The organism is Bacillus sp. LSHTCR4 (assembly GCF_057197025.1).
The window spans coordinates 991,381-1,015,784 of the sequence record NZ_JBXUNO010000001.1 but is presented as its reverse complement, the minus strand read 5'-3'; the positions used below and the strand labels follow the sequence as shown (position 1 = coordinate 1,015,784).

The following is a 24,404-nucleotide window of genomic DNA, read 5'->3' as shown; positions in this document are numbered from 1 at the left end:
CTCCTTTTATATAAAAGGAGGGAATTATCCCTCCTTTCAACTAATCTTCTAAAATAGATTCAATCTCTTTCATGACATCTCCATTCAATGAAACTTCCACCACTCTTACACTTTCTCTTATTTGCTCTGCTCGTTTCCCACCAGGAATAACAGTATCAATTCCTTTTTGGTTTAATAACCACGCTAAAGCTACATGCGATAATTCGAGATCCTTTTCTTTAGCTATGTCTTTTAACTTTTCAACTTTCTTAAAGTTGCTCTTATATGTATTCTCTTCAAATAGATTTACACTTTGACGCCAATCTCCTTTATTCAATTTGAAATCTTCTGTATATTTACCACCTAGTATCCCAAAAGCAAGAGGCCTGTACGGAATAAATGAAATACCTGATTCTATACAATATGGCAAAAGTTCTTGCCCAGCAGTACGATCTAACATATTATACGGTGATTGTACAACATCTATGTGCCCATGCTGATTCGCTTCTTTTAATTGCTCTACGTTTACGTTAGATATGCCAATTGAACGAATTTTTCCTTCTTCTTTTAGGCGAGTAAGTTCTCCAATTGAATCTATGTAACTTGTTTCTGGATTTGTAAAATGTAAATAATATAAATCAATATAATCAGTTTGCAATCTTCTTAAGCTATTTTCCACAGCATTTCTTAAATAGCTTGGTTCATTATTCATATAAACCTCTCCATTTAATAACGGCTGTATTCCACCTTTTGTAGCAAGTATAACTTCGTGGCGTTTTCCCTTCAATACTTCCCCTACCAATTCTTCTGATCTGCCGAAACCGTATGAATCTGCTGTATCAATAAAGGTAATCCCTTGCCCCATAGCTTCTTCTATTAATCGTTTTCCTTCTTCCTCATTCACATCAGCATATAAATTATGTCCCCCTACAGCGTTTGTTCCTAACCCCAATTTTGAAATATTTAGTCCTGCCTTTTGCAATTTTGTATACTTCATTTTTTCTCCCCCTATATTTCTATTGTTCGAATATATTCGAACAATAGAAATATACCACTTTATATGTTATAGTGCAAATATATTACTTATACGAGCAGGTGAAAAAATGCGTACTCTCTATCATCCAAATCGAGAAGAAATTCAATTTTCTTCTATTTTATATGCACTTAGTGATCAAATTCGTTTACAAATTGTAACTATGCTACTAGAGAAAAATGAACAATCTTGTGGTGCGTTAAACATTCCAATTGCGAAATCAACTTTATCTCACCATTTCAAAGTTTTACGTGAATCTGGTGTTATGTATACACGCCTTGAAGGCACACAACGTTTCATTTCAATTCGTGAAGATGACTTAAATGCTAGATTCCCCGGTTTATTAGATGTCATAATACATGCAACAGAACCATACTAAAACAACATCTCATAGGAATATGAGATGTTGTTTAGTTTTTTCTATTTTTTTAATACTGTGAAGCTTTATTCATTGAGGCTTTTGTTCTTCACTATAACTACCAAACCCCTTCCTAAATTAAAGTTTGAATAAAACGTTTGAACGCTAATATCCCTTCTTCATCTCGTTTAAAAACACCAGCATCTTCAAGCGCCTGAATAAATTTCCGTCCCAATTCTTCTCTGATAATCTCCTGTATATTTTGTTCATTCATCCTATTTTCATATTTGTTTTTTAATTGTTCTGCCCATTGTATATGAGGTGCTGGAATATTATTTGGAATATTAAGTAAGAATTTCCCCACTTCCTGAAGTTCTGTTTTTAAACGAGCAGGAAGTACAGCTAGCCCCATTACTTCAATCAGACCGATATTTTCCTTTTTAATATGTTGTATTTCCGCATGCGGGTGGAAAATACCTAGTGGATATTCCTCACTTGTATAATTGTTCCGTAAAACTAGATCCAATTCGTACATATTATTCTGGTAACGAGCAATAGGAGTAATCGTATTATGCGGAACATCATTCGTAAATGCAAATATATTAACAGAAGGATCACTATATCCCTTCCAACTCTCTAATATGTACTCCCCTGCATTTACTATTTGTTCTATGTCGTTACTTCTTAAGCGAATAACTGACATAGGCCATTTAATAATCGAACATTGCATTTTTGGAAAGTTAGTTAGTTCAAAAATTAGGTCGTTCGATGCATTTGCCATAGCAAATTCATAGTTTCCACCTTGATAGTGATCATGTGTTAGAATAGATCCTCCTACAATTGGCAAATCTGCATTGGAACCGAGGAAATAATGCGGGAATTTTTCTACAAATTTTAACAAACGTAAAAATGTTTGACGATCAATTTTCATTTCCCGGTGGTCTGAGGACAATACAATACAGTGTTCATTGAAGTATATATACGGAGAATACTGTAGAAACCAGCTTTCATCTGTAATGTTCATTCGAATCATACGATGATTCGAGCGTGCAGGATGTCCAATTCTGCCCCTATATCCTTCATTCTCTATACAGAGTAAACATTTTGGATAATTTGTATTTTCCAATACTCTTTCTTTAGCAATTTGCTTAGGGTCTTTTTCTGGTTTTGATAAATTAATCGTTATATCAATGGCACCGTATTCCGTATTTACTTTATATTTTATATTTTTGGCAATTTGCTTCATTTGGATATAGTTGCTGTTTTTACTTAATTCATAGAAGTAATCTGTCGCAGCCTTCGGATTTTGTTCGTATTTTTCATAAAATAGAGTATTGATAACGGACGGTTTGGACATAAAAACATCCATAATTGTACTTGCTAAAATCTCCTTCTCATCCAGTACTTCCTCAATGACTTTATGCATACAAGCATATTCTATTAACTCTTCCAACAACTCCGAAATTACTTTCTTTGCAGGCCCAGGAGCTGGTGCTTCCACTACAAAGCCATCTAAACGAAGTAAGGAAAGGATTTTATTCCTTGTATATATTGCATCTTCTTGTTCAATCAATTGAATTTTGATAGCACGATCAATTAACTGCTGGATAGCTTGATATATCATCAGCATTTACCTCCTCTAGTCTCATAGCGTTTTAGGTTATTGCGATACCAGTTCCATGTACCTTTTATCATTTTATGGACAGACGTACGGAATAACCATCATTCTAATATACGTTTTTCTTTCTTCGAAGCAACTATTGGCATACTCAATCGCCCGTTTAGTAAACTTTTTTGTTACATTATACGTTCGTAAAAACACTTCTACAATCAACATCTTGTCGTATTTTTTAGACATCTTGCTTTTCATTTTTAACATCTCACTAAAAACATACAAAAGAACAATTTTCAAAAGCAGTTTCCGGCGATTCAATGAATACAATGAGGCCTATCTCCTTCGAGATAGGCCTCTATTAACGATATTACACTAGCTATAAATCTATCTTTTTCTTAAATTCAGAGTCTTTACCTCTGTGACGCTCCCCCTGAAGCTTGCCTTTCAATACGTAGATTATCTAAAATAAACGTACCTGCTCCGGTATCTCCATTTAAATTAGTTCCATCACTGAAAATTCCAACGTAAGTTTGACCGTTCTCAGAACCTGTCACAGTAAACTCTGCTGTTTTTGTGTCAGTAGATGCAGTAAGAGTGTTATTCACACTCAATCCCTTTGCACTCGCAATGTCTCGAACATCAATTTCTTGATCCCCTGAAATAAAGCGATATGCGTTTGCTGTTGTTTGATAGTCAAATGATACTTTATAAGTTACGCCAGATTCGAAATGGTAATTTTGAGGAATGGTACGGTACAGCAAACCTTTATTTCCAGTGTTTACTTTAACGGACCAATTCCCACCTAATACATCATCAACTAATTTTTTACCTGCCCATCCTTTTTGCGTATATGGAGCATGCAATTCCGACAAATGAATTCTGTTGTCTTCTACACCTTCTGTATTACCAATAACAAATGGGTAAATACCTTGTACTACCGATTCAAAATCTTGTTTAAATTCCGTCGGTGAGACATTATTTTTTAAAGACTTTTGAACAATTCGAATGTCATCAAATTTTGTGTTTCCTTTTCCAGAATCACGGCTTAGAGTTAATTTAGCCTTATTAGATGCAGCTGTAAAACTCAATTGCATGATTTGCATTTTGCTATTATATCCATCATTTGTGGCATGTGAATCTGCCTTAACATAGTTCTTTTGCAGGCTGCGAAGTGTGTAATTGCTAGCATCTTCTTTCCCACCTGTTACTGTAATTCCGGCCTTTACATCACTATTGTTTTCAACATATACTTCTGCTACGTAATCTTTACCTGGTTCCAAACCAGTAAGGACACGGGAAACAGTTGTATCTTTTGATGGACTATTAATATTTAAGTAGTAATCTCCACTACTTACATTACGGTTGTTTCCAGTTTGATTCGTTCTGATGACGCTTACTGCTTTATTATCACCCTCAATGGTTGTATATGCACTTACTTTTCCTGTATTGAATCCCCCATCATATATATGAGCATCCTTGCCCCAATTGTATTCAAGGATTTCCAAACCCTTATCTCTTTTTGGTACGACAACATAAGGAGTTGCGGCACTAGCTGTCAAAGTTATCTTATTATTTACGACCTTTACTTCTTTCACATCTGTTCTACCTTGATCTGTCAATTTGTATACATAAACAGTAGTGGCATTTTTATATTCATCTGGAAGTGTCCAAGTCGTTGTACCACCTTCCAAATTCCAGTGATATAATTTTTCTGAATCAGCAGTTGGATTTTTAAAGTCTTGTTTCACCCAAGGAATTAAATACGCATGGCCATCAAGTATAACATTTCCATTTAGCTTAATAACACGTTCTCTAGCATTGTCTTTTCTAGTTACATCGACAACATCCCCATTGCTTGGGTCCTTCAATTTTATTGCCTTTTCTAAGTTCGTCTTGCTTTTATCCCCTTCTACATCTGTCCAGTTCGTTACATAATATTTTTGTAGGAATTTAGTAGGTAAATTCGTATCAAATGTCATACGAATAAAGTTATCGAAATTCTTATCAGATTGCCATCCTTCGAAACCAGCTAATTCAAATCCACCGAGCAATGGATGGTCAGCAGTTCCACCTACTTCAGGCCAATTTAACACCCATGAATCTCTTTGGTGATTACTAATAAAGCGCAGTACTTCTGAGTTAATACCTTTACTTTCCGGTCCACCGTAGTTTTTATCAGTAGCCCAATGTTGCCACGTTGAATAATTGGCCATAGAACCACCAAATTCCGTTGTTAATCTCCAACCTCTATCTTTAAATTGATCTGCTATTCTATTTGATTCCCATTGATTTTGATACCATACATCCAAATAAATAAAGTCAAGATCAGGAGCAGCAGTTTTCAATTCATCTAGTCTTTTCGCACGCGATCCAGAATACAAATCTTTTAATTTATTAATTGTGTAAGATTGATCTAACCATCCCCATCCTAATGAACTTGGACGATCAATAAAATCATTATTGAAAGCTTTTGCTTCTGGATAAGTTTCTTGAGCATTTATATGGACACCAAATTGGGTATTATACTTACGTCCCTCTTTAATAAGCGTATTTAAATCTTTAACGCCTCCCATACGTTCACCCACATCACCATAATCTGGATGACCACTATCATGCCCTTCGTTTGCATATCCTTTTAATATTACAGCTTGCCCCAATTCATCTGTAGCAAGAGCAACCTTTTTCACATTATCTGATGTTTTTAAGAATGGTTGTTGCGCTTGTGAGCCGAAATTCATTGCAATACGCATTCCAACATTATTGTTTACATCCTGATATCCTTTAATGTCTTGCATAATATCACGGTATGCAATCGCCGCATCCTGCCAGTCTGCCTTATTATCATTATTCAAATCTTTAGCAATAGCTATTTTAATAGTTGGTTTATTTTTTTGTGGTTCTGGCATAAAATCTCGTTGGTAATAAAGTGCACTAGAACCTATTCCCATTACTTTGGCGCCATTTTTATTTACATATCGATTAGCAACTAAATTTTTATAGCCGTCCACTTCTGAACTAGACCATACACCTGCACTTAATTCATCAGTTGACAAGAATGCAGTATAATTTTTAGTAGATGTACCTATTTCTCCCATAGAAGAATCTACGCTTACATCTACATCACCTGTTTTCCTAACATCTGTACTAATATTCGTTAATTTAGCTTTTGCACCTTTTTGTTCCGAATTTACCGAGATAAAGTTCATATCAGCAAACTCAACCATCTCAATTTTTGCACTACCATTATTCTTAATTTCATCGAAACTATAAATAACCTTATTATCATTCACCTTCAAAGATACCTTAAATACAGCATCAAGATTTTTCATTTCATCCACAACTTTTAATGTATATAACACTTCACTATCGTTTAACTTTTCAAAGATTACTTTAGGATAGTATAGTCCACCATTTACTTTCAATCCGTAAACAGGAGCCTCCTGTCCACCCATTACTTTATCGCCAACTTTGTATTTCACAATCCGCGGGAATACTTGGTCAATTGTGACATCCATATACTTTGACTTTATTATATCTTCTACTGGTTGAGTATCTGGAGGCTTTGGTGCACTATACTCCTTTATTTTGACATTTGAAATCGTAATATCAGCAGCACCTCGGCTTTTTTCAAATCCTAGTAAGCCAGCTTGATCTACACCACCTGTTAAAGTCCAAGAATCTACCTTTTTACCATCAATGTATAACGTCGCAACATCGTCCATGAATACTAAACGTAAATGGTATGTTTGTTTTGCTTTTAACGGCACGTTTGAAGTCATCGACGTCCAATTGTTTATAGGACCAAAAGTTTCTCCAAAATACTGATCGTTCGTATCCCCTGTTCCCACATATGTGTATGTAGATGAATTTTGAACACGATAGATGAATCCAAATCGATTCATCTTATCAGTATTAGTAGTAACATCCGCTTCAAAAACACCATTTTTAATCGCTTTCATTTGATTGTAGACAATTCGATTCTTTTGGGTAGATGTAACACCGAAAGTGGCTGAACCATCTTCATTATAGGTAACTTTTCCGTCACCTGAGATAATTTTCAAGTCGCCTTCTTCCAATTTATTATCCGTAATGTCGACAAGTTTTTCATTTCCCGGATCTGTGCCTCCATCCCCAGGTGCATTTCCTAATTCAATGAGGACTTGACTATTTTTATTTCCATAAGCACCAAGTTTAATCGCTTCCTTACCTGTAAGAAGGTTATTTACATCATTAGATAAAGTAACTGGTCCAAATAAATCTTTTCCATCTAATGTAATATTCAAAGTGGTTTTATTATAATCAATTTTAATAGAGTGCGAAGTTCCAGCCTCTGGAAGTGGAACATTAGGTCTAGTTTTTAACCAGTCACCTTTCCCTTGATATTTGTATTCATAGAACCATCCAAGTGAGTCGTAGCCTACAAAAACGAAATTATTATTGTCGATATAATGAGGATAGAAGCCGAATCTAGTATCTTCTCCCTTGGTTTCTGGAATAAAGATATATTCCATCGTTCCCGATTCTTTAGCAACTTTATTCTGCTCTTGAAAAACTGCAGCTTTAGCCCCATTATCGTTTCCAGCACCTGCTCCAAGCCTTGCATATGACTTTCCATTTTGTTCTATTAATGCATTGATTTCGTTTCCACCAGATGAAATTGTAACCCATGGATTAGACGTATTTGCCCCTACATGTAATGGCACAATCATGCTCACTAAAAATGTTGGCACAATCAGCATACATGCAAGAAGGGCATTAAAAACTCTCTTGAAATGCTTATTTTCCAATTCTTCTCCTCCTTTGAATTTAAACTTTTGGTTAAAGCCGATACCTGCACATTAATTTTTAAATAAACAAAAACCTGAAAGGCACCGCTTTCACTTATGTTTAGAATAGTTTTTTTAAAGTGCCTACACAATAAAGATATTGTTTCTTTTTTTAGGTATATTGTCTTTTTAAAAACGCTTACAAGATAAAGATATTATTACCTTTTCAAGTGTATTTTTTGGCGAAATCCCACTAAAATTCAATCAGTTTGATTGTCCATGGCAATTAGCACTTACCATTTTCTTTTTATATAAAGGTCATCCCATATATCTTTACTTGAAGCTATGGTTACTACTGCCTTTGCTGTTTTCGATTTCCATCTTAGGATTTGCACCATGGTGGACGTACTAAAAAAGAACAGACGAATGTCTGCTCTTTTTTTCATTTCGTTTAAAAAGCGATTCTGGTGCAAATATCACTTAATAATAGAAAGAAATGAAGGACATATATTAGAAAAGATATCGTACTAACTTTGAAGCTCCGCTGTTTGTTTTACTTTAACGAACCATGAGTTGGCTGTCTCTTTCAACACGAGATTTAGTTCTTCAGCATTCCTTTTACCAGTATCTTTTAACCAATCACGACCTGCTTGTTCGCCGTTTATAGCAAAAGGTGCCACACCGTCTTTCCAGGTTGCCCGACCACATAACACCCCGTTAAAGGTAGAACCAGATTCTTTAGCAAATCTTAATGTTTCTTGGAATAATTTAGCACTTACACCTGCACTTAAGAAGATAAACGGCAGCTCAGTTACTTCACTTTGTTCTTTGAAAAAAGAAGCAGCTTCTTCTTTTCTGTAAACGAATTCGCCTGCCGTATACCCTTCCACAAAATTCATATCCACCGGAACCTCTACTTTTAAAACATCTACTTGATATTGAGGTTTCGAGAACTCCTTCATGGCCTCAATCACTTTATGTGGTTTTATTTTTGCGTACGCTTTACTTTTCGCATCATCATTTTCAGCATCATAAGTAACAATCTCCAAGAAAAATGGAATATCTTCAGCAGCACACTCAGATCCGATACGTTCCATATAGACATGTTTATAGTTATTAATTTTTTCATCTTCATCGAAATCATAGTAGAGTAAGAATTTAATAGCATCGGCACCTGCTGCCTTTAATCGTTTCACCGACCATTCCGATAATAAATCTGGTAACCGTCCTACTTCTGACGCATCGTATCCAGTTTTTTCATACGCTACTATTAAGCCTGATTCTTTATCTCGGACCTTTGCCGCTGGCAGTCCGTATTCCGGGTCCAAAAGAATCGCTGTTGCAAATGGTGTTAATTCCTCAGAAACCAATTCTTTGAAACGGATAATGCCCTCATCTCCAACATGACTTGCACCGCCAGACGCAATCATTTTTTTCAATGAACCGCGTTGATCAATAGCCAATGCTCCAATTATGCCATTTTCAGCAGATAAACGTTTTAGAGCTTCCAATTTATTCTTGGTTAGTTCTAACATCAACATTCTCCTCTACCAATCTATTTTTTCAATTTTAATGAGATCAAAATATTGTTTAAACTTATTCACATTAATATAACCAGTGCCAGCTTCCATCGTATTTAATATTCCTGTAGTCATCGCCGTTTTAAGAACAGTCTCAACCGTTTGATTTTGATATAGTGCCACAGCTAGCCCTGCAACTGTCGCATCACCAGATCCAACCGGATTGACCACTTCTATTTTTGGAACCGTAACTTGGTAATAGTTCTCCCCATTCCTGACAAAGGCACCTTCACTACCCAATGACACGATAATCCACTCAATTCCAGTAAATATTTCATGGTTTAATGCTTGCTTCAGATCTATGATTCCCATTTCCATGTTAATGCCCAACAACTGAGATAATTCTTCTTTATTTGGTTTGATGGCAAATGGTTTTTCTTTATGCACCAAGGCGTTTTTCAAAGATTTCCCTGATGAATCTATAATCACTGGAATTCCATTGTTATTACAGATTTCTAACATTTGATAATAAAAGTTAGTCGGTAACCCTTTCGGCAAACTACCTGAAATTGTCACAAGTGAAGCTGTTGTAAGCAAACATTCAAATTTTTCTAAAAAAGTTACCCCTTCTTCATTGGATAATGTCGGCCCTGATTCTAAAATCTCTGTTTGCATCCCTTCATGAAGAATGGCAATACAATTTCTTGATTCTTTTTTAATTTTTAAAAAGTCATTTGGAATATTGTTTTTATTTAATTCTTGAATAATATATTCGCCAATCGTACCACCAATCACACCTGTCGCTAGAACAGCTTCTTCCATTTGAGCGATCACTCGCGCCACATTCAATCCCTTTCCACCAGCAGTTTTGTGAACTGTTTCCACACGGTTAACAACATCTAACTTTAATTCATGAGTCGAATAGGAAATATCGACAGATGGATTCATGGTGACAGATAAAATCATTTGAAATCCCTCTTTCAGAAAAATATTTAAGCTTGAAAACGGCACACACCATCAAGATAGGTAGCTACTAAATCCATCGCTGGCGTCAGTACTATAAAGTCAGCAGCATATCCCTCAGCGATCTTCCCACATTCGCCATCTAGTTGAATACTTTTAGCTGGTGCAGTACTCGCCATGTAAATTGCTTGCTCGGGCGCGGCAATTCCCCAATCGACGACATTTTTGACAGCATCTTTTAATTGCAAAATGCTACCTGCTAAACTTCCGCTTTCCAAACGAGCCATCCCACCTTTTACTTTCACAGGAAATTCTCCCAATTGATACGTTCCTTCAGGCATACCTCCGGCCATCATACAATCGGATACCATTACAACCTCTTCTCTGCCGCGGACATTCATTAAAATATTTAAAGCAACAGGATGAACATGATGTCCATCACATATGATTTCGGTAAAAACATCTTTTAAATTCATAGCTGCTCCAACCATCCCTGGCTCACGATGGTGCAGCGGACTCATACCATTGAAAGTATGAACAAAAATGGATGCGCCTTTTTCACTAGCTTGCTTGGCTTCTTCATAAGTTGCATCACTATGGGCCAATGCTACTATAATCTCTTCTCCTACAGCATATTCAATGAATTCCACTGCTCCTTTTCTTTCAGGTGCAATCGCAATTTTTTTAATAGAATCATTTGATAATTTCTGCCAAGCTTTCAACATATCAACTGATGGGTCACAAAAATATTTCGTGTTTTGTGCTCCTTTATGCTTTTCAGTAAAAAACGGCCCTTCTAAAAAGATCCCTTTAATTTTTGCGCCCTGTACTTTCTTGTAATTGGCACCAATCATTTCAACGACCTTATTCACCAATTCTATTGAAGATGTTAAAGTTGTCGGTAAAAAGGATGTAACGCCGCAAGAAAGGAGTCCTATCGATATTTGATTCAGTCCTTCAAAATTATTGTCCATAACGTCGTGATTTCTAAATCCATGAATATGTGTATCCACTAGACCAGGAGCAATCCAATATCCTGCATAATTGATGATTTCTTCCGCTTCTTCTGGCCTGTTTTCCGAAAAAACACCGAATTTTCCATCTTTTATTCCCAAAAAACCAGGACCTACGACCTTCCCCTCAAGAAAAAACTTATCTGCAAAGATAAAAATAGACATGTATATTTCCCCTACCCTAGTTACTCATATTCGTAGATAGTAACACCTTTAACGACACGGTTCACCGTCCCTGTCGGTGAAGGTGTATCCGGTGTATTACCTACTTTCACGGAGGCTAACAGTGATATTGTTTGCCCAATCATTACAAAAGGTAATGCTAAGTATGCATCTGGTACAGACTGTGCCTCGCTGCCAAATACAAACCTATTCCCAGCGTAATTGCTTTCTCCATCAACCTCGATGGCACATATATAGCTGGCAATGTTGTCCTGTTGCATTTCGTTTAACATATCTAAATCATATTGACGTGTATACGGATTGTTAGAAACAAACACAAAAACTAATGATTTTTCGTTTACAAATGATTTTGGACCGTGCCGGAATCCTAGTGGTGAATCAAAAGCGGTGACAATTTTTCCAGCTGTCAGTTCTAATATTTTTAATTGTGATTCTTTCGCTAAACCTTCTAAACTACCAGAACCTAAGTAAATAATTCGGTCAAAATGCAAATCTACTATCTTTTGGATAGCGTCTTCTCTTTGAATGACACTTTCACCCATTTGATAAATTTCTTTCACTATCTTTGATTTTTCTTCAGTCGATATAGAATCAAAAACAAGTAATGCCGTTAACGCCATGCAAGTATAACTCCCTGTCATTGCAAAACCATGATCATTTGATTTTTCGGGCATCAATAGCAATAAGTTTTTGTCATTATTCACGGCCTGTTTAGCTAATTTTCCATCTTTCGCACAAGTAATCGTTATTTGATACAAATCGCTTACTATTTGCTCAGCTAATTGTACGGCAGCGACACTTTCTGGGCTGTTCCCGCTTCTAGCAAATGAAACGAGTAAGGTTGGAAAATCCTTTTTGAAAAATTGGTAAGGATTTGAAACTAACGTAGTTGTCGGGATACTTAGTACTTCCCACTGTTGTTCATCTACTTTTTCTATTACATAAGGGGTGACTGTATCACCGACATAAGCAGACGTTCCAGCGCCTGTAAAAATAACTCGAACCCGATTATGTTTCGTTACTATTTTTTGCAAAAACGCAGCAATTCTCTCGCTCTTCTCCATATACAAAGCAAAGGTTTCAATCCATAAATCAGGCTGCCGTCTTATTTCCGCCGTTGTTATTGATGCGCCTAACGAAACTAATTTTTCTTGACTTAATGTAAACATATTCGTCACTCCTCTACCTATTTGCCATCATTCTCTCCATAAAAGAAAAGAAGACCAGCACCGCCTCATTACATACCTTCAAATACTCGTAATCCCGCACCAACAACTCCATTATTTTGTGCCAATGTACTGATGCTCATCTGCTCCAAAAGATGTTGTTGCTCAGGAAGCTGAAAACTCTTTAGCTTCACTTTGATCAACTCCAGTAGAAATGGGTTTTTCACAATGACACTGCCACCAAAAACCATTCTATGTGGATCTAATAAACAGGAAATCTTATAAAGACCTTGAGCTAAATAATCAGTTACCTCATTGATAATGGACTGATATTCTGGTACCCCATTTATATAACTAGCAAAAACATCTTTTGTTGAAATCGTACCTACCTGTAAGTCTCTTTCGGCTATTCTCTGGATCCCTGGCCCAGCAGCGATTTTTTCTAATCGTTCATTGATCCCCTTCGATAGAACAGGGATCAAACCTAGTTCTCCAGCAAATCCTGCTCCCCTAAAAAATGAGCCTTTATGAATGATAGAACAAGATATTCCCGTACTTATAGTCACGTAGACAAAGGTTTCATTTCCTTTTACATGTGCTGCTTTCCATTCGGCAAAAGCCGCCATATAGACATCATTGTCAATCGTGATCCGCTGGATTCCAAATTGCTCCTGCAAACGGACTGAAATAGGAAACTGGCTCCACGGTAAATTGTTTTGAAAAACGGCAATTCCATTCTCACAATCCACTTTTCCCGGTACTCCAACGCCAATACCCTCGATATCAGAGATGGAAATTGATAATTTTCTGAGAACTTGTTCCACAGCTTCTACAACTCTACCAAACATTTCTTCCCGGTCTAAAGGATCACTTTTTACTTCCGTACGTTCGAGCAGTTCGCCTGTATCTGAAACAACTCCCGCTGCAATCTTCGTTCCTCCAATATCAATACCGACTGCCTTTTTCATTTGTCTGCACCCCTAAGTTTGTATTTGATGCACTGAGTAGTTTTCTATGTTCATTATCGTTGAACATAGACCTGCGATTTCGTAATCAATCCACTTGCCCTAATTGATTTATACGTATTTCCGATTGTAATTATAAAGCAGCCCTAAGAGACCAGCTAATCCAATTAACATCATACCCAGTTCAAATTTACCAGCTGTCTTTTGGTAGATGATAATGAAAGATAGACATACGATAAACACAACAATTTTAATAACGAATAAAATATTAGCCTTCATTTGAAAAATCCTCCCACCGGATTTCACTAGGTGCCAACATCACTTCTTTCCTGTTTCCTTTTCCATCGTAGACAAACGTCATTTGTTCGACCATCGAGTTGTTAACAATCGCTTTTTTTTGAATAGATGGATATGCATGAACTTCACAATAAATGTTGCTCGCATGATACTTTTGAAATTCTTCTTCTTTATGGGCAGCATAGTATAACGCACGCATCAGCAGACGTGTATTTTCTTCGCTGTATGGAAGCCCTGCTATATAGACAGCTCTGCCTTCTCCAAACGGATGAGCAGAAAGGTGAACTTCTCCATTTGAATATTCGATTATTTCGGTTTCTTCTGATAACGCATAAACATTTTTCATTCCTTCACCAAAATTAAATTGGGTGCTGTCAGCAGAAATAAAATGATTTTCGACAGGATTATTAAAATATTTATCTGTTGATAAGCTGAATCCGAGTTCCTTGTCAACGCCTAAGACATTTGCCAATTGAAAATAATGTCCTTCATGCTGATAAGCTGTAGGTTCCCCAATACCTATGAATCCTCCGCCATTATACATCCAAGCTCTGATTGTAGTGACTAACTTTTCATTAATCCAATTAGCCCCCCCTGAAAAAGCTGTGCCCACATCTCCGGCATTAATGATTACATCAATATCCTCTGGTATCCCATCATTAATGACATCATCAAAACTAATGAACGAAACCTCCACGGCAGCCCCACTCAAAGACTCTAAAACGCCTAAATAAGAATAAATTTGTTTATACCATAGTGCATGGGCAACCATATGCGTTTGCCAAGTTCTCAACTTGCCCCAAGAATTCAAAATCGCAACTTTAAGACCGCTATATGGTTTCACACCTTTGATTGTGTCATGAATTTCACGAAATTCCTCAGTAACTTTTTCAATATAGGAGATGAATTCTGGGAATTGATACGCTAGACTTAAATACCCCCCATATCCGATACGATCAACAGGATTACGCAGTATAGCTCTACGCGCCGTTAGCCAATTTTCATTCGCTTCAATCGTCGGGTTGTTACCTTCGTAAAAAGTATCTGGAAAGAAATAAGGTAAGAAACGCCCTTCTGTATATCGAACATGTGGTATATCTGCAATCATACGCAATGTGGCTCCACCGCCCACACTGCCTACAACTGCATCCAATCCGATATTTTCAAAGTATTTTCCATATGGTTCTGTACCAATCCAGTTATCACCAAGGAACATCATTGCTTCTTTTCCACTTTCATGGACAATATCCACAAGTTTCTTTGCTTCTTCAGCAACGAACTTATGAACAAAATCTATATAATCTAAAAAAGCTGGGGTTGGAATTCGAAACGAAGTATTATAATAACCTTGATCAACAATGTCCTCTGGTCTTAAGCGATAGCCTTTTTCTTTTTGAAAAGCATCCAACGCAGCAACTGAAACACTAGCACCATATCCGAACCAATCCACAAACTTCTCTTTGCCAAGATTATTGAACACAAGGGTAAAATGATAGAAAAACGTTGTAAACCTGACCACATCTGTATCCGGATTTTCTGTCAGCCATTGTTTTAAATAGTTTTTCATAAATTCATTAGAATGTGGCTGCCTGACATCAAAAGGAATATCATGTGGCTTATCTCCCCAATTATTAGTAATATGATTGTACATTTGGGTTGGATCCCAAATCGCATAGACTAGGAATGAAACCGTATATTCATGCCAAGGAATCGCCTTCGTAATCAAAACACGCTTTTGATCTTCGTTTACTTCCCAATCATTAACGTCAACAACTTCTCCTGTTGTCCGATCAATAACCTCCCAGTATTTTTTTGGACTGTGAACATAATCCGGTTTTAATTGTTCCTCAAAGTAGCCTTTCATAAAATCAATTTCGAGGGTGTCAGTAATCGCAGTATTGAACAAGCTCATTAAATAAAGTTGCTGGCATTCATCCATATGCTTCTCTGCGAACTCATTGTGAGCTCGAGCAACAAAATAGGTCGTATAAATTTTCGCATCCAATTGTTTAATATCATTATCTAGTTTCGTTCCATCACTATCGCGAATCGCATCCGCACCCCATCGTTCCATTAATTCTTTTGTTTCCTTAAGAAAATTTTCTTCACTCGGTAAAGTAACTCGGCCTGTTTTCCTTTTCATGTAAATCCTCCTCTAATCCTTTAAACCACCAAGGGTCATTCCTTGTGTTAATTTTTTTTGAACAATGATATATAAAATCAAAGTTGGCAGCATGACAAGAACCATTCCTGCATACATTTGACCATAGTTGGCAGCAGATTTTTGAGCTGCCATCAAGTTCATTAACCCAACAGGTAACGTCTTATTCGGCCCTGGAATTAATGTTAAAGCAATAATGTATTCGTTCCAAAAGGCAAGAAAATTAAATAGAATGACGGCAATAATACTCGGACGAGCTATCGGAATCATAACTGAAATCATTGTTTTGAAATATCCGGCACCATCGACCAACGCCGCTTCCTCATACGTGGATGGAAGCGATTGAAAAAAACTAGACAGCAAGTAAATCGTGAATGGTAACGCCGTCGCCGCATATACCACAGCTAAAACAAATAAATTGTCTAGTAGGAATCCTTCACCCAGTTGGCCTCGTAAAAAGTTATCTCCGTCCAATAACATCAAGAAAATTGGCACAACAATGTAGTTCACATTGATGAATAATCCAGCTTTAAAAAAAGTATTTATTAATTTGCTTCCCCTAAAGGTATATCTTGCCAACACATAAGCTGCTGGTAAAGCCACAATCAACAAAATAAGAAGAGCTAACGCAGTTACCATAACTGAATTCAACATATAAGTACCCATATTTGCCTTTTGGAAAGCATCGATAAAGTTTTGAAAATAGAAACTTTTCGGCATGGCCCAAGGACTTCCATAAAACTCCGAATTTTTCTTCACTGAGGCTAAGAAAACCCATGCAACAGGAATAATAATTGAAATTGTTAACGTAATTAGTGCTACGTAGATAAAACAGCGATATATTGCTTCTGTAGTCATTCCTTTTTGTGTTTTCATTGTTTTTTGGGGTTGATAAGCTGTTTCTACAGTTATTTCTTTTTGTGTTTCCATCGTTTTTGGACCTCCTTAATACTCCAACACTTCCCTTTTAGTAACACCACTGATAATTGCAGATAATGCGAATGAGAATAAGAAAATGACCACCCCAATAGCCATACCGTAACCGTAAGAAGAATTCGTGTAAGCCTGCTTATACATGTAGCTTAAAAACACTTCCGTCGATCCATCAGGTCCACCGCCAGTCATTGCTTGAACGAGAAGAAAACTTAAATTAATCGTACTAATAACGAAGAAAGTTAACGTCGTCCGAATGTTATTCCAAATTAACGGTAAAGTAATACTGAAAAATTGTCTGAATCGTCCAGCACCTTCCAAAGCAGATGCTTCATAAAAACTTTCCGGGATACTTGCCATTGCCGCCATATACATGACCATATAGTAGCCAATTGCTTGCCAAATGAGCGCCCCGCCAATGCTGTAAATGGCAATTTTTTGATTGCCAAGCCACATCTTTTGTAGGTTTTCCAGGTTAAATAAAGCTAGTAAATTATTTAACAACCCTGTAGTTGGGTCATAAACTGCAGAAAATATTCCCGCGATAACTACAACCGATAAGATATTAGGGATATAAAAAACAATTCGAAAGAAGCCTTTTCCTTTGATTTTTTCTCTTGTTAATAAAGTGGCAAACAAGATCGCCATCACCATCGTGATGAGTGTGACGATAATAATCAAGACAATACTATTTTGGAGAGACCGAAAGAAGTTCATATCATTCCATAAAATCTTGAAGTTTTCGAGCCCAACAAATACCTTATTATTAGAAAATCCTCCCCACTTATATAAGGACATCCTGAATACCTCAATCGTAGGAACAATCATAAAAATAGCTAATAGGATTAGTGCCGGTGCAGTACAAACAAAAATAAAAATTCTTTTTTCTGTCGTCTTATTCATGCCATCACCTCAGTTAATAAGTACAATGGTGACACTTGCGACTCACCATTGTACGTAGTAAAAACTAAAAAACTAATTTATTTTAATGCAGACCGTAATTGATCACTCGTTTTTTCAACAGATTTCTGCCAATCTTCCACTTTTTTATCACCAGAGATAACACTGTCTATCGTTCTGAATAATGTATCTGCCATGCTTACTCCTTCAACTGCTTTCGTTGCGGCAAATCCACCTGTCCCTACTTTCGCTCCATTATCATAGATACCATAGAACAATTTATTGCTATCTGTCAGTTTACTAGAAATACCTTTGATAGGTTGTATCGCACTAGATTCTGCAAATTTTTCAACGGCTTTATCAGAATAAACAAACGTCAAGAAATCTTTAGCAGCTTGTTTATTTTTAGCTGCAGAAGGGATCCACATTTGTTCAAAATAAGTAAATGCATAACGATCATTGCTAGCATCAAAACTTGGTAAAGTCATCATGCCCCATTCAAAACCTTTAGATCGAGGCGCTTCTTTCATTTCACCAGCAACCCACGTACCATTTGGCATAAACAATGCTTTGTTATCAAGAATCAATTGTTGATTTTTCTTATAATCTTTGTCATTGGCATTCGCAACAGTTGTTGGCTCTGTATATTTTGCTAATTTTCCGAAAATTTCAAATATCTTTGTTGCTTCAGGAGTTTCCCAAATACCATTTTCATATTTCATAGCTTTATTGTAGAACTCTGGTCCCCCTACCCCTAATAGTAAAGTATAGAAAAATGTATCAAAATAACCAGTGGTAGGATAAGTAAATAATGAAATTCCTTCTGCTTTCGCTTTATCTCCCAAAGTCCACATTTCGTCCCAAGTTTTTGGTACTTCCCAACCTTTTTCCTTTAATAAGCTGGCATTATAAAATAATCCAGTTGGACTATAGAACATCGGCGCCATGTAAGTTTTGTTATCGTTATAAGGATTAGTGGCCAATGTACCAGTAAGCCCCGGTATTAACTTATCTTTCACTTTAACATCTTCACCAAAAACGTTCCGATCTAAAACATCAGTAATGTCTTCTAAAGCTTTATCTTTAATCAATGTTTCTGTCAGTGCCTGTTTTCTTCCGGTCGCCAACAACACAACATCCGGATAGTTTCCTGCTTTCATATTCGAGCCTATAACATCCTCAAGATTTTTGTCCACCGTTAATTTAACATCAACTTTTGGATTAGCAGCTTCATATGCGTCAATCACTTTAGTCCACATCTCTTTACCATAAGCCGATTCAAGCGCTGCCACATGAAGGACTTGTTTTTTACTAGAGTTTGAGTTATCAACCTTTGTAGTATTACTTTGGCATGCTATTAAACTAAAAGATAACAAAGCTGTCATTCCAGACAACAATAACTTTTTTTTCATCTTTATCTTACCCCCATCTCCTAATCTTCCTTTCATAATTAAAGAATACAAAATAGATAACGCTTTCACAATAAACATCTTGTTCTGTTTTTTAGATATCTTGCTTTTTACTGAATATCCCACTAAAATCTTTATAAAATAGATAAAAAGTCTAAGAAGGAGGGATTCATTTGTCCAATGAAGTATATGAGATTCCACAATTTCAACGAAACCATCTTCCAGTAAAACTTCTTTATATAACAAAATCAAAATACGATAAAGATTGGCATAGTACCATTCATGCTCATCACTTTACAGAGCTATTGTATATTACTAAGGGCAAAGGAACTTTTATCTTTTACAAAGAAGAAATCCCTGTTCAAGAACACAATTTGATTATCGTCAATCCAAATATCGAGCACACGGAAAAGTCTGATACAAATCATCCACTCGAATATATTGCACTTGGTATTCAAGGCCTGTCCTTTTCATCCATAGAAAATCCTAGTCCTGTCACTATTCATAACTATAAACAGGATCAAAAAAACTTCCTCTTCTACCTTCAGCAATTGGTCGAAGAAGTGGAAAACCATCAAGAAGATTACGACTTAATTATACAAAATATTCTGGAAATTTTATTACTTAAGATGATGCGAAAAAAATCTTTTAATGTAGAGAAAACATCTACTCAAAAAATTAATAAAGATATTGAATTTATTAAAAACTATATTAAGCAGCATTTTCACGAAAATATCAGCCTAGATACATTAGCAAGCATTAGTCATATTAATAAATATTATCTATCCCATTCCTTTAGGAAATTCGTCGGTGTATCGCCTATTGAATATTTAATTCAAACTCGTATTAGAGAAAGTAAAATTTTGTTAGAAACTACTAACTATTCGATTTCTAATATTTCAACCATTACCGGTTTTTCTTCCCAATCATTCTTTGCACAATCATTTAAACGAGAAATGAATCTATCTCCTTCACAATACAGAAACGCTATAAATTCTAGCAAAAACAAACTAGATTCTAGTGCAAAAATTTAAAGATAAATGCACTGAATCTATACTTCTTTAATATATTGTTACTATTATTTTGGAAAGAGAGTGTTCCTATGATTCAACAATTAAAAACATATTATGGTGAGGATATAAAAATCAATGAAGCTGTGTTGTCAGAAGATTATAGCTGGTTTTTAGTTGAAGGAAATAAAGTCGGGATTCGAAAAATTCGATTACATCAAAAGGAACATCAATTGCTTTCATCCATCTTAACACCCATTCATACTGATACATTTTATAAAACGGAAAAAGAAAAATCATGGTACGAAGCATTATACAGAAATAACAATATCCCTATACGATCAGTTCGTTTTTTACACTTCTTCACAACACAATCTATTGTAGAAAGAGAAGAATTTCAAGATGCTTTACAGTCTATGTTTTCTTTTACTACTACAATGTTATGGGAAACTTCGCAAGCCGGTGTCCTCATCTTAGAAGAAAACATAACGGAATCTGTATTGCAAACAGCCTTAGATACACTAGAAACAGATTTTTTTATATCCCTATCCTTCTTTGTTGGAAGACGTTATTCGCAAACAACTGAATTTACTTACCTGTATCAATGGGAACGAACATTATTTTCTGTTCTTTCTCCCTATTTATCAAAAAAAATTACATACATTGAACAACTTCTCCCTTATCAATTAATGATTTCATTACAAAAAGAAGAAAGGAAAAAATACACGAATCAATTATTGGAAAATATTTCAAAAGATAAAGAACTAATAGATAGCGTTAAAGTATTCTTCCAGTGTAACTTAAATGTCTCTCTTGCAGCTAAACAATTATATTTACATCGTAATACTTTGCAGTATCGAATTGATAAATTCATTGAAAAAACAGGGATTAATATAAAAACCTTTGAAGGTGCAGTAGCAGTTTATATGGCGTTTCTTTCTTTAGATATCTCGTGAAAGACGATACAATATTCATTTCTCTTATATCATCATCATTTTATAGTCTCTTGTGTGACTGGGAAACTCTATAAACTTATTTTTCTACGAGAAAAGAATACTTTCTTCCCATATCTATAGATGAACTTAAGTTCTACAGGAGCTTTCTCGTATCTTAAATCTGTAAACTTGCATAAAAGCTCCTCATTCTTTTGTGCACAATGCCAATTTACTTACGCTTTTAACAATCTTATAATTCTATCAATTACAAAAAAGGAGTGGATATTTATGGCCGAACTTGTATTAGATCATATTTTTAAAGTTTATGATAATAAAATCACTGCCGTTTCTGACTTTAATTTACATATTAAAGATAAAGAGTTTATTGTATTTGTCGGTCCTTCTGGATGCGGAAAATCAACAACTCTACGTATGATTGCAGGTCTAGAAGACATTTCTGATGGTTCGTTTTATATTGATGGGGATCGTATGAATGATGTTGCTCCAAAAGATCGCAACATTGCGATGGTATTTCAAAATTACGCACTCTATCCGCATATGACCGTCTATGATAATATGGCGTTTGGCTTAAAGCTACGCAAACTTTCAAAAGATGAAATTAATCGCCGGGTAACGGAGGCAGCAAAAATCTTAGGGCTAGAAGATTACTTACAACGAAAACCAAAGGCATTATCAGGTGGACAACGCCAACGGGTTGCACTAGGAAGAGCTATAGTCCGGGATGCAAAAGTATTTTTAATGGACGAGCCTCTATCGAATTTAGACGCAAAATTACGCGTAAGTATGCGTTCAGAAATTTCTAAACTTCACCGCCGTTTAAATACGACCACTATATATGTGACACATGATCAAACAGAGGCAATGACAATGGCATCACGCCTTGTTGTTATGAAGGATGGGCTCATCCAGCAAGTTGGAACTCCAAAAGAAGTATATGATACTCCTGAGAACATATTTGTTGGCGGATTCATTGGTTCTCCAGCTATGAATTTCTTTACTGGGACATTACAAGATAGCTATTTTCACATGGAAGATATACGCTTCAAAGTACCAGATGGTCAACTAAAAACATTAAAGCAAAAAGGGTATAATGGACAAAAAATCATACTCGGTATTCGTCCTGAAGACATTCATGATGAACCTATCGTTCTTCAATCTTCTCCTGAATCCACAGTCGAAGTTACAGTAGAAGTTGCTGAATTATTAGGTGCTGAAACGATGATTCATGGAAAACTTTCAAATCAAAACTTTATTGCGCGAATTAACGCTCGTTCCGAGATTAAAACTAACGATACACTTCCATTAGCTTTTAGTTTAACGAAAGCACACTTTTTCGATATCACTACTGAACAACGTATACGTAATAATTGACGAATGTCTTTACAAAAAATCCGGATAGAATTGTCCCGTAAGTAAATCAATCTTTTCATTTTTAATGTATGCATAACTTCTACTTCAAAACAAATAGATGTAGCTGCGACAAACATTTCTTGAAAAAGAATGCAAGACTAGATTGCCCGTTACATGCGACAGAATCATACTAAAAAACATCTCATATGAATATGAAATGTTTTTTAGTATTTTCTATTCTTTTAATAAATCTAATAAACCATTACCTTCAGATGTACGTTCATATCCTAAAGGTACAGTTCTTTTAATAAGTTGTGCATATATTTCTGGTTCTGATAACTTTCTACCATATTCCCTTTCACACTGCTTTATGAGCAATGCCAGCGCTCCAGCGACATGCGGTGTGGCCATAGAAGTTCCACTTAATACCGCATATTTCCCCTCAGGATACGTAGATAGTATTCCATCGCCTGGTGCCACTAAATCAATTTCTTGATTTGAATTACTAAAACATGCGATTTTCCGCTCTAAATTGACGGCACCGACTTCAATTACTTCTGAGTATGCACCTGGGAAATCTAGTTCCTCCGTATTATCATTACAATCTCCATTATTCCCAGCAGCACATACGACGAGAACATCTTGCTTTACCGCATTTTGAATTGCCTCATGTAATTCTGGAACGTCTTGTGGGCCACCAAGTGACATGGAAATGACTCTAACTCTTTCTTTATTAGGTCCTCTCCAATTTACAGCATAATGAATTGCCTCAATAATTTGCTCATAACTTCCAGAACCATCTCCTGCTAAAACCTTTAACACTAACATTTTAGCGAGTGGTGCGACCCCTAAAACACCTACACCATTTTCAGTCGCTGCAATTGTCCCAGCTACATGAGTACCGTGTCCGTTATTATCAAGATATATATTTGGATCCCCTTCGTAATCTTTCGTGAAATTTCTTCCACCGATAATACGATCCTTTAAATCTATATGATTCATATCACACCCTGTATCTAATACGGCAACAACAATATCTTTTCCTTTTGCACTCTTCTCCCATACTTGTGGAGCATGAATGAGTTGTACACCTGGTGGAATTTCATTTACTTGTTCAACTACCTTATCTACTGTAAAAGGAATCAATTGTATACCTTTTTGTTTATTCGCTGTACTACTGTTCATCGTAATCCCTCCTGAAAATATATTATTTTCATTTCAGACCACTTTTGAAAATGCTTACATGTAACATTCGTTTTATTCGTTTCGTTTTCCTTCCTTAAAAATATTTCTCAATAAGGCTTACGATTTTTATACTAATTTTTTATTTATCTCGTAATTTTTAGACACCAAAACCCGATTGGTACAACCAATAACTAAAATAAAAGGACCATTAAATTGGTCCTTTTATAATTTTTAAAGAATGATATGAAATTTTTAAAATAATATAAATTAAGACTAAGCCTCACTCTTCTTTAAAAACTTCTCTATTTCTTTTATTAAATATTTCGCTCCATCTATACTAACAGTAATGTTTCCATTTGCTAATGATATGTTTTGATTTGAAACATCACCTGTTATTTGACAAGCATTGTAAGGTTGATATTTTTGTAAAATGACTTTATCTTCTTCTACGAAAATTTCAAGTGGTGATTTGATTTGTATTCCCAATACATCACGTAATTCTTTAGGAATAACAATTCGTCCTAATTCGTCTACTTTTCGAATAACTCCTGTTGCTTTCATATTACTTCCCCCCTTACTTTTATTAATTTTTCCACCTTGCTTTTACCATTTTATCACTTTTTGGTAATACCTGCCTCTTTT

At 35.8% G+C, this 24,404-nt stretch carries 19 protein-coding genes; 4 read left to right on the top strand and 15 right to left on the bottom strand.

What is annotated here, in order from left to right:
• Positions 1–40: 40 nt before the first annotated feature.
• A complete protein-coding gene (locus AC2CGR_RS05150) occupies positions 41–976 on the bottom strand; it encodes an aldo/keto reductase (protein ID WP_484480602.1) in 936 nt (311 codons plus the stop codon).
• A 106-nt stretch (positions 977–1,082) separates the two neighbouring features.
• Between AC2CGR_RS05150 and AC2CGR_RS05145 the strand changes: the two genes are divergently transcribed.
• The gene (locus tag AC2CGR_RS05145) at positions 1,083–1,391 is read left to right on the top strand and encodes an ArsR/SmtB family transcription factor (RefSeq protein ID WP_001259894.1); all 309 of its coding nucleotides are present in this window, start codon (positions 1,083–1,085) and stop codon (positions 1,389–1,391) included.
• Positions 1,392–1,503: 112 nt separating this feature from the next.
• Here the strand turns inward: AC2CGR_RS05145 and galT are convergent, their stop codons facing one another.
• From galT to AC2CGR_RS05085, 12 genes are all read right to left on the bottom strand, one after another.
• Positions 1,504–2,994 (bottom strand): UDP-glucose--hexose-1-phosphate uridylyltransferase, encoded by a 1,491-nt coding sequence (gene galT, locus AC2CGR_RS05140; protein ID WP_484480601.1) that lies wholly within the window; start codon positions 2,992–2,994, stop codon positions 1,504–1,506.
• A gap of 401 nt (positions 2,995–3,395) precedes the next feature.
• Positions 3,396–7,772, bottom strand: a complete 4,377-nt coding sequence (locus tag AC2CGR_RS05135) for an endo-alpha-N-acetylgalactosaminidase family protein (protein WP_484480600.1) — start codon at positions 7,770–7,772, stop codon at positions 3,396–3,398.
• Between the two features lie 506 nt (positions 7,773–8,278).
• The gene (gene lacD / locus AC2CGR_RS05130; RefSeq protein ID WP_087964304.1) at positions 8,279–9,286 is read right to left on the bottom strand and encodes a tagatose-bisphosphate aldolase; all 1,008 of its coding nucleotides are present in this window, start codon (positions 9,284–9,286) and stop codon (positions 8,279–8,281) included.
• Positions 9,287–9,298: 12 nt separating this feature from the next.
• On the bottom strand, positions 9,299–10,237 hold the full coding sequence (gene lacC, locus AC2CGR_RS05125; protein WP_484480599.1) for a tagatose-6-phosphate kinase: 939 nt from the start codon (positions 10,235–10,237) through the stop codon (positions 9,299–9,301).
• A gap of 26 nt (positions 10,238–10,263) precedes the next feature.
• Positions 10,264–11,412 (bottom strand): N-acetylglucosamine-6-phosphate deacetylase, encoded by a 1,149-nt coding sequence (gene nagA / locus AC2CGR_RS05120; RefSeq protein WP_087964306.1) that lies wholly within the window; start codon positions 11,410–11,412, stop codon positions 10,264–10,266.
• A gap of 20 nt (positions 11,413–11,432) precedes the next feature.
• Positions 11,433–12,599 carry an SIS domain-containing protein gene (locus tag AC2CGR_RS05115; protein WP_087964307.1) on the bottom strand — a complete coding sequence of 389 codons (1,167 nt, stop codon included), beginning with the start codon at positions 12,597–12,599 and terminating at the stop codon, positions 11,433–11,435.
• Positions 12,600–12,667: 68 nt separating this feature from the next.
• Entirely contained in the window at positions 12,668–13,564 is an 897-nt protein-coding gene (locus tag AC2CGR_RS05110; protein WP_484480598.1) for an ROK family protein, read from the bottom strand.
• A 108-nt stretch (positions 13,565–13,672) separates the two neighbouring features.
• Positions 13,673–13,840 (bottom strand): DUF6903 family protein, encoded by a 168-nt coding sequence (locus AC2CGR_RS05105; protein ID WP_165507126.1) that lies wholly within the window; start codon positions 13,838–13,840, stop codon positions 13,673–13,675.
• Positions 13,830–16,001 carry a 1,3-beta-galactosyl-N-acetylhexosamine phosphorylase gene (gene gnpA, locus AC2CGR_RS05100; RefSeq protein ID WP_484480597.1) on the bottom strand — a complete coding sequence of 724 codons (2,172 nt, stop codon included), beginning with the start codon at positions 15,999–16,001 and terminating at the stop codon, positions 13,830–13,832. Before gnpA ends, AC2CGR_RS05105 begins: the two co-directional genes overlap by 11 nt.
• A gap of 12 nt (positions 16,002–16,013) precedes the next feature.
• Positions 16,014–16,949 (bottom strand): carbohydrate ABC transporter permease, encoded by a 936-nt coding sequence (locus AC2CGR_RS05095; protein ID WP_484480596.1) that lies wholly within the window; start codon positions 16,947–16,949, stop codon positions 16,014–16,016.
• A 15-nt stretch (positions 16,950–16,964) separates the two neighbouring features.
• Complete coding sequence (locus tag AC2CGR_RS05090; protein WP_484480595.1) at positions 16,965–17,855, bottom strand: carbohydrate ABC transporter permease; 891 nt, start codon at positions 17,853–17,855, stop codon at positions 16,965–16,967.
• A gap of 77 nt (positions 17,856–17,932) precedes the next feature.
• Positions 17,933–19,264 (bottom strand): carbohydrate ABC transporter substrate-binding protein, encoded by a 1,332-nt coding sequence (locus tag AC2CGR_RS05085; RefSeq protein ID WP_087964322.1) that lies wholly within the window; start codon positions 19,262–19,264, stop codon positions 17,933–17,935.
• Between the two features lie 170 nt (positions 19,265–19,434).
• Between AC2CGR_RS05085 and AC2CGR_RS05080 the strand changes: the two genes are divergently transcribed.
• From AC2CGR_RS05080 to AC2CGR_RS05070, 3 genes are all read left to right on the top strand, one after another.
• Positions 19,435–20,295, top strand: coding sequence for an AraC family transcriptional regulator (locus AC2CGR_RS05080; protein ID WP_074607210.1), 861 nt, complete (start codon positions 19,435–19,437; stop codon positions 20,293–20,295).
• 68 nt (positions 20,296–20,363) lie between these two features.
• Complete coding sequence (locus AC2CGR_RS05075; RefSeq protein ID WP_087964312.1) at positions 20,364–21,227, top strand: PucR family transcriptional regulator; 864 nt, start codon at positions 20,364–20,366, stop codon at positions 21,225–21,227.
• A 267-nt stretch (positions 21,228–21,494) separates the two neighbouring features.
• Positions 21,495–22,598, top strand: a complete 1,104-nt coding sequence (locus tag AC2CGR_RS05070) for an ABC transporter ATP-binding protein (protein WP_087964313.1) — start codon at positions 21,495–21,497, stop codon at positions 22,596–22,598.
• A gap of 213 nt (positions 22,599–22,811) precedes the next feature.
• Here the strand turns inward: AC2CGR_RS05070 and AC2CGR_RS05065 are convergent, their stop codons facing one another.
• Together AC2CGR_RS05065 and AC2CGR_RS05060 are read right to left on the bottom strand one after the other, a co-directional pair.
• Positions 22,812–23,762 (bottom strand): serine protease, encoded by a 951-nt coding sequence (locus tag AC2CGR_RS05065; protein ID WP_001089039.1) that lies wholly within the window; start codon positions 23,760–23,762, stop codon positions 22,812–22,814.
• A gap of 273 nt (positions 23,763–24,035) precedes the next feature.
• Complete coding sequence (locus AC2CGR_RS05060) at positions 24,036–24,323, bottom strand: AbrB/MazE/SpoVT family DNA-binding domain-containing protein (protein ID WP_029439400.1); 288 nt, start codon at positions 24,321–24,323, stop codon at positions 24,036–24,038.
• Between the last annotated feature and the right edge of the window lie 81 nt (positions 24,324–24,404).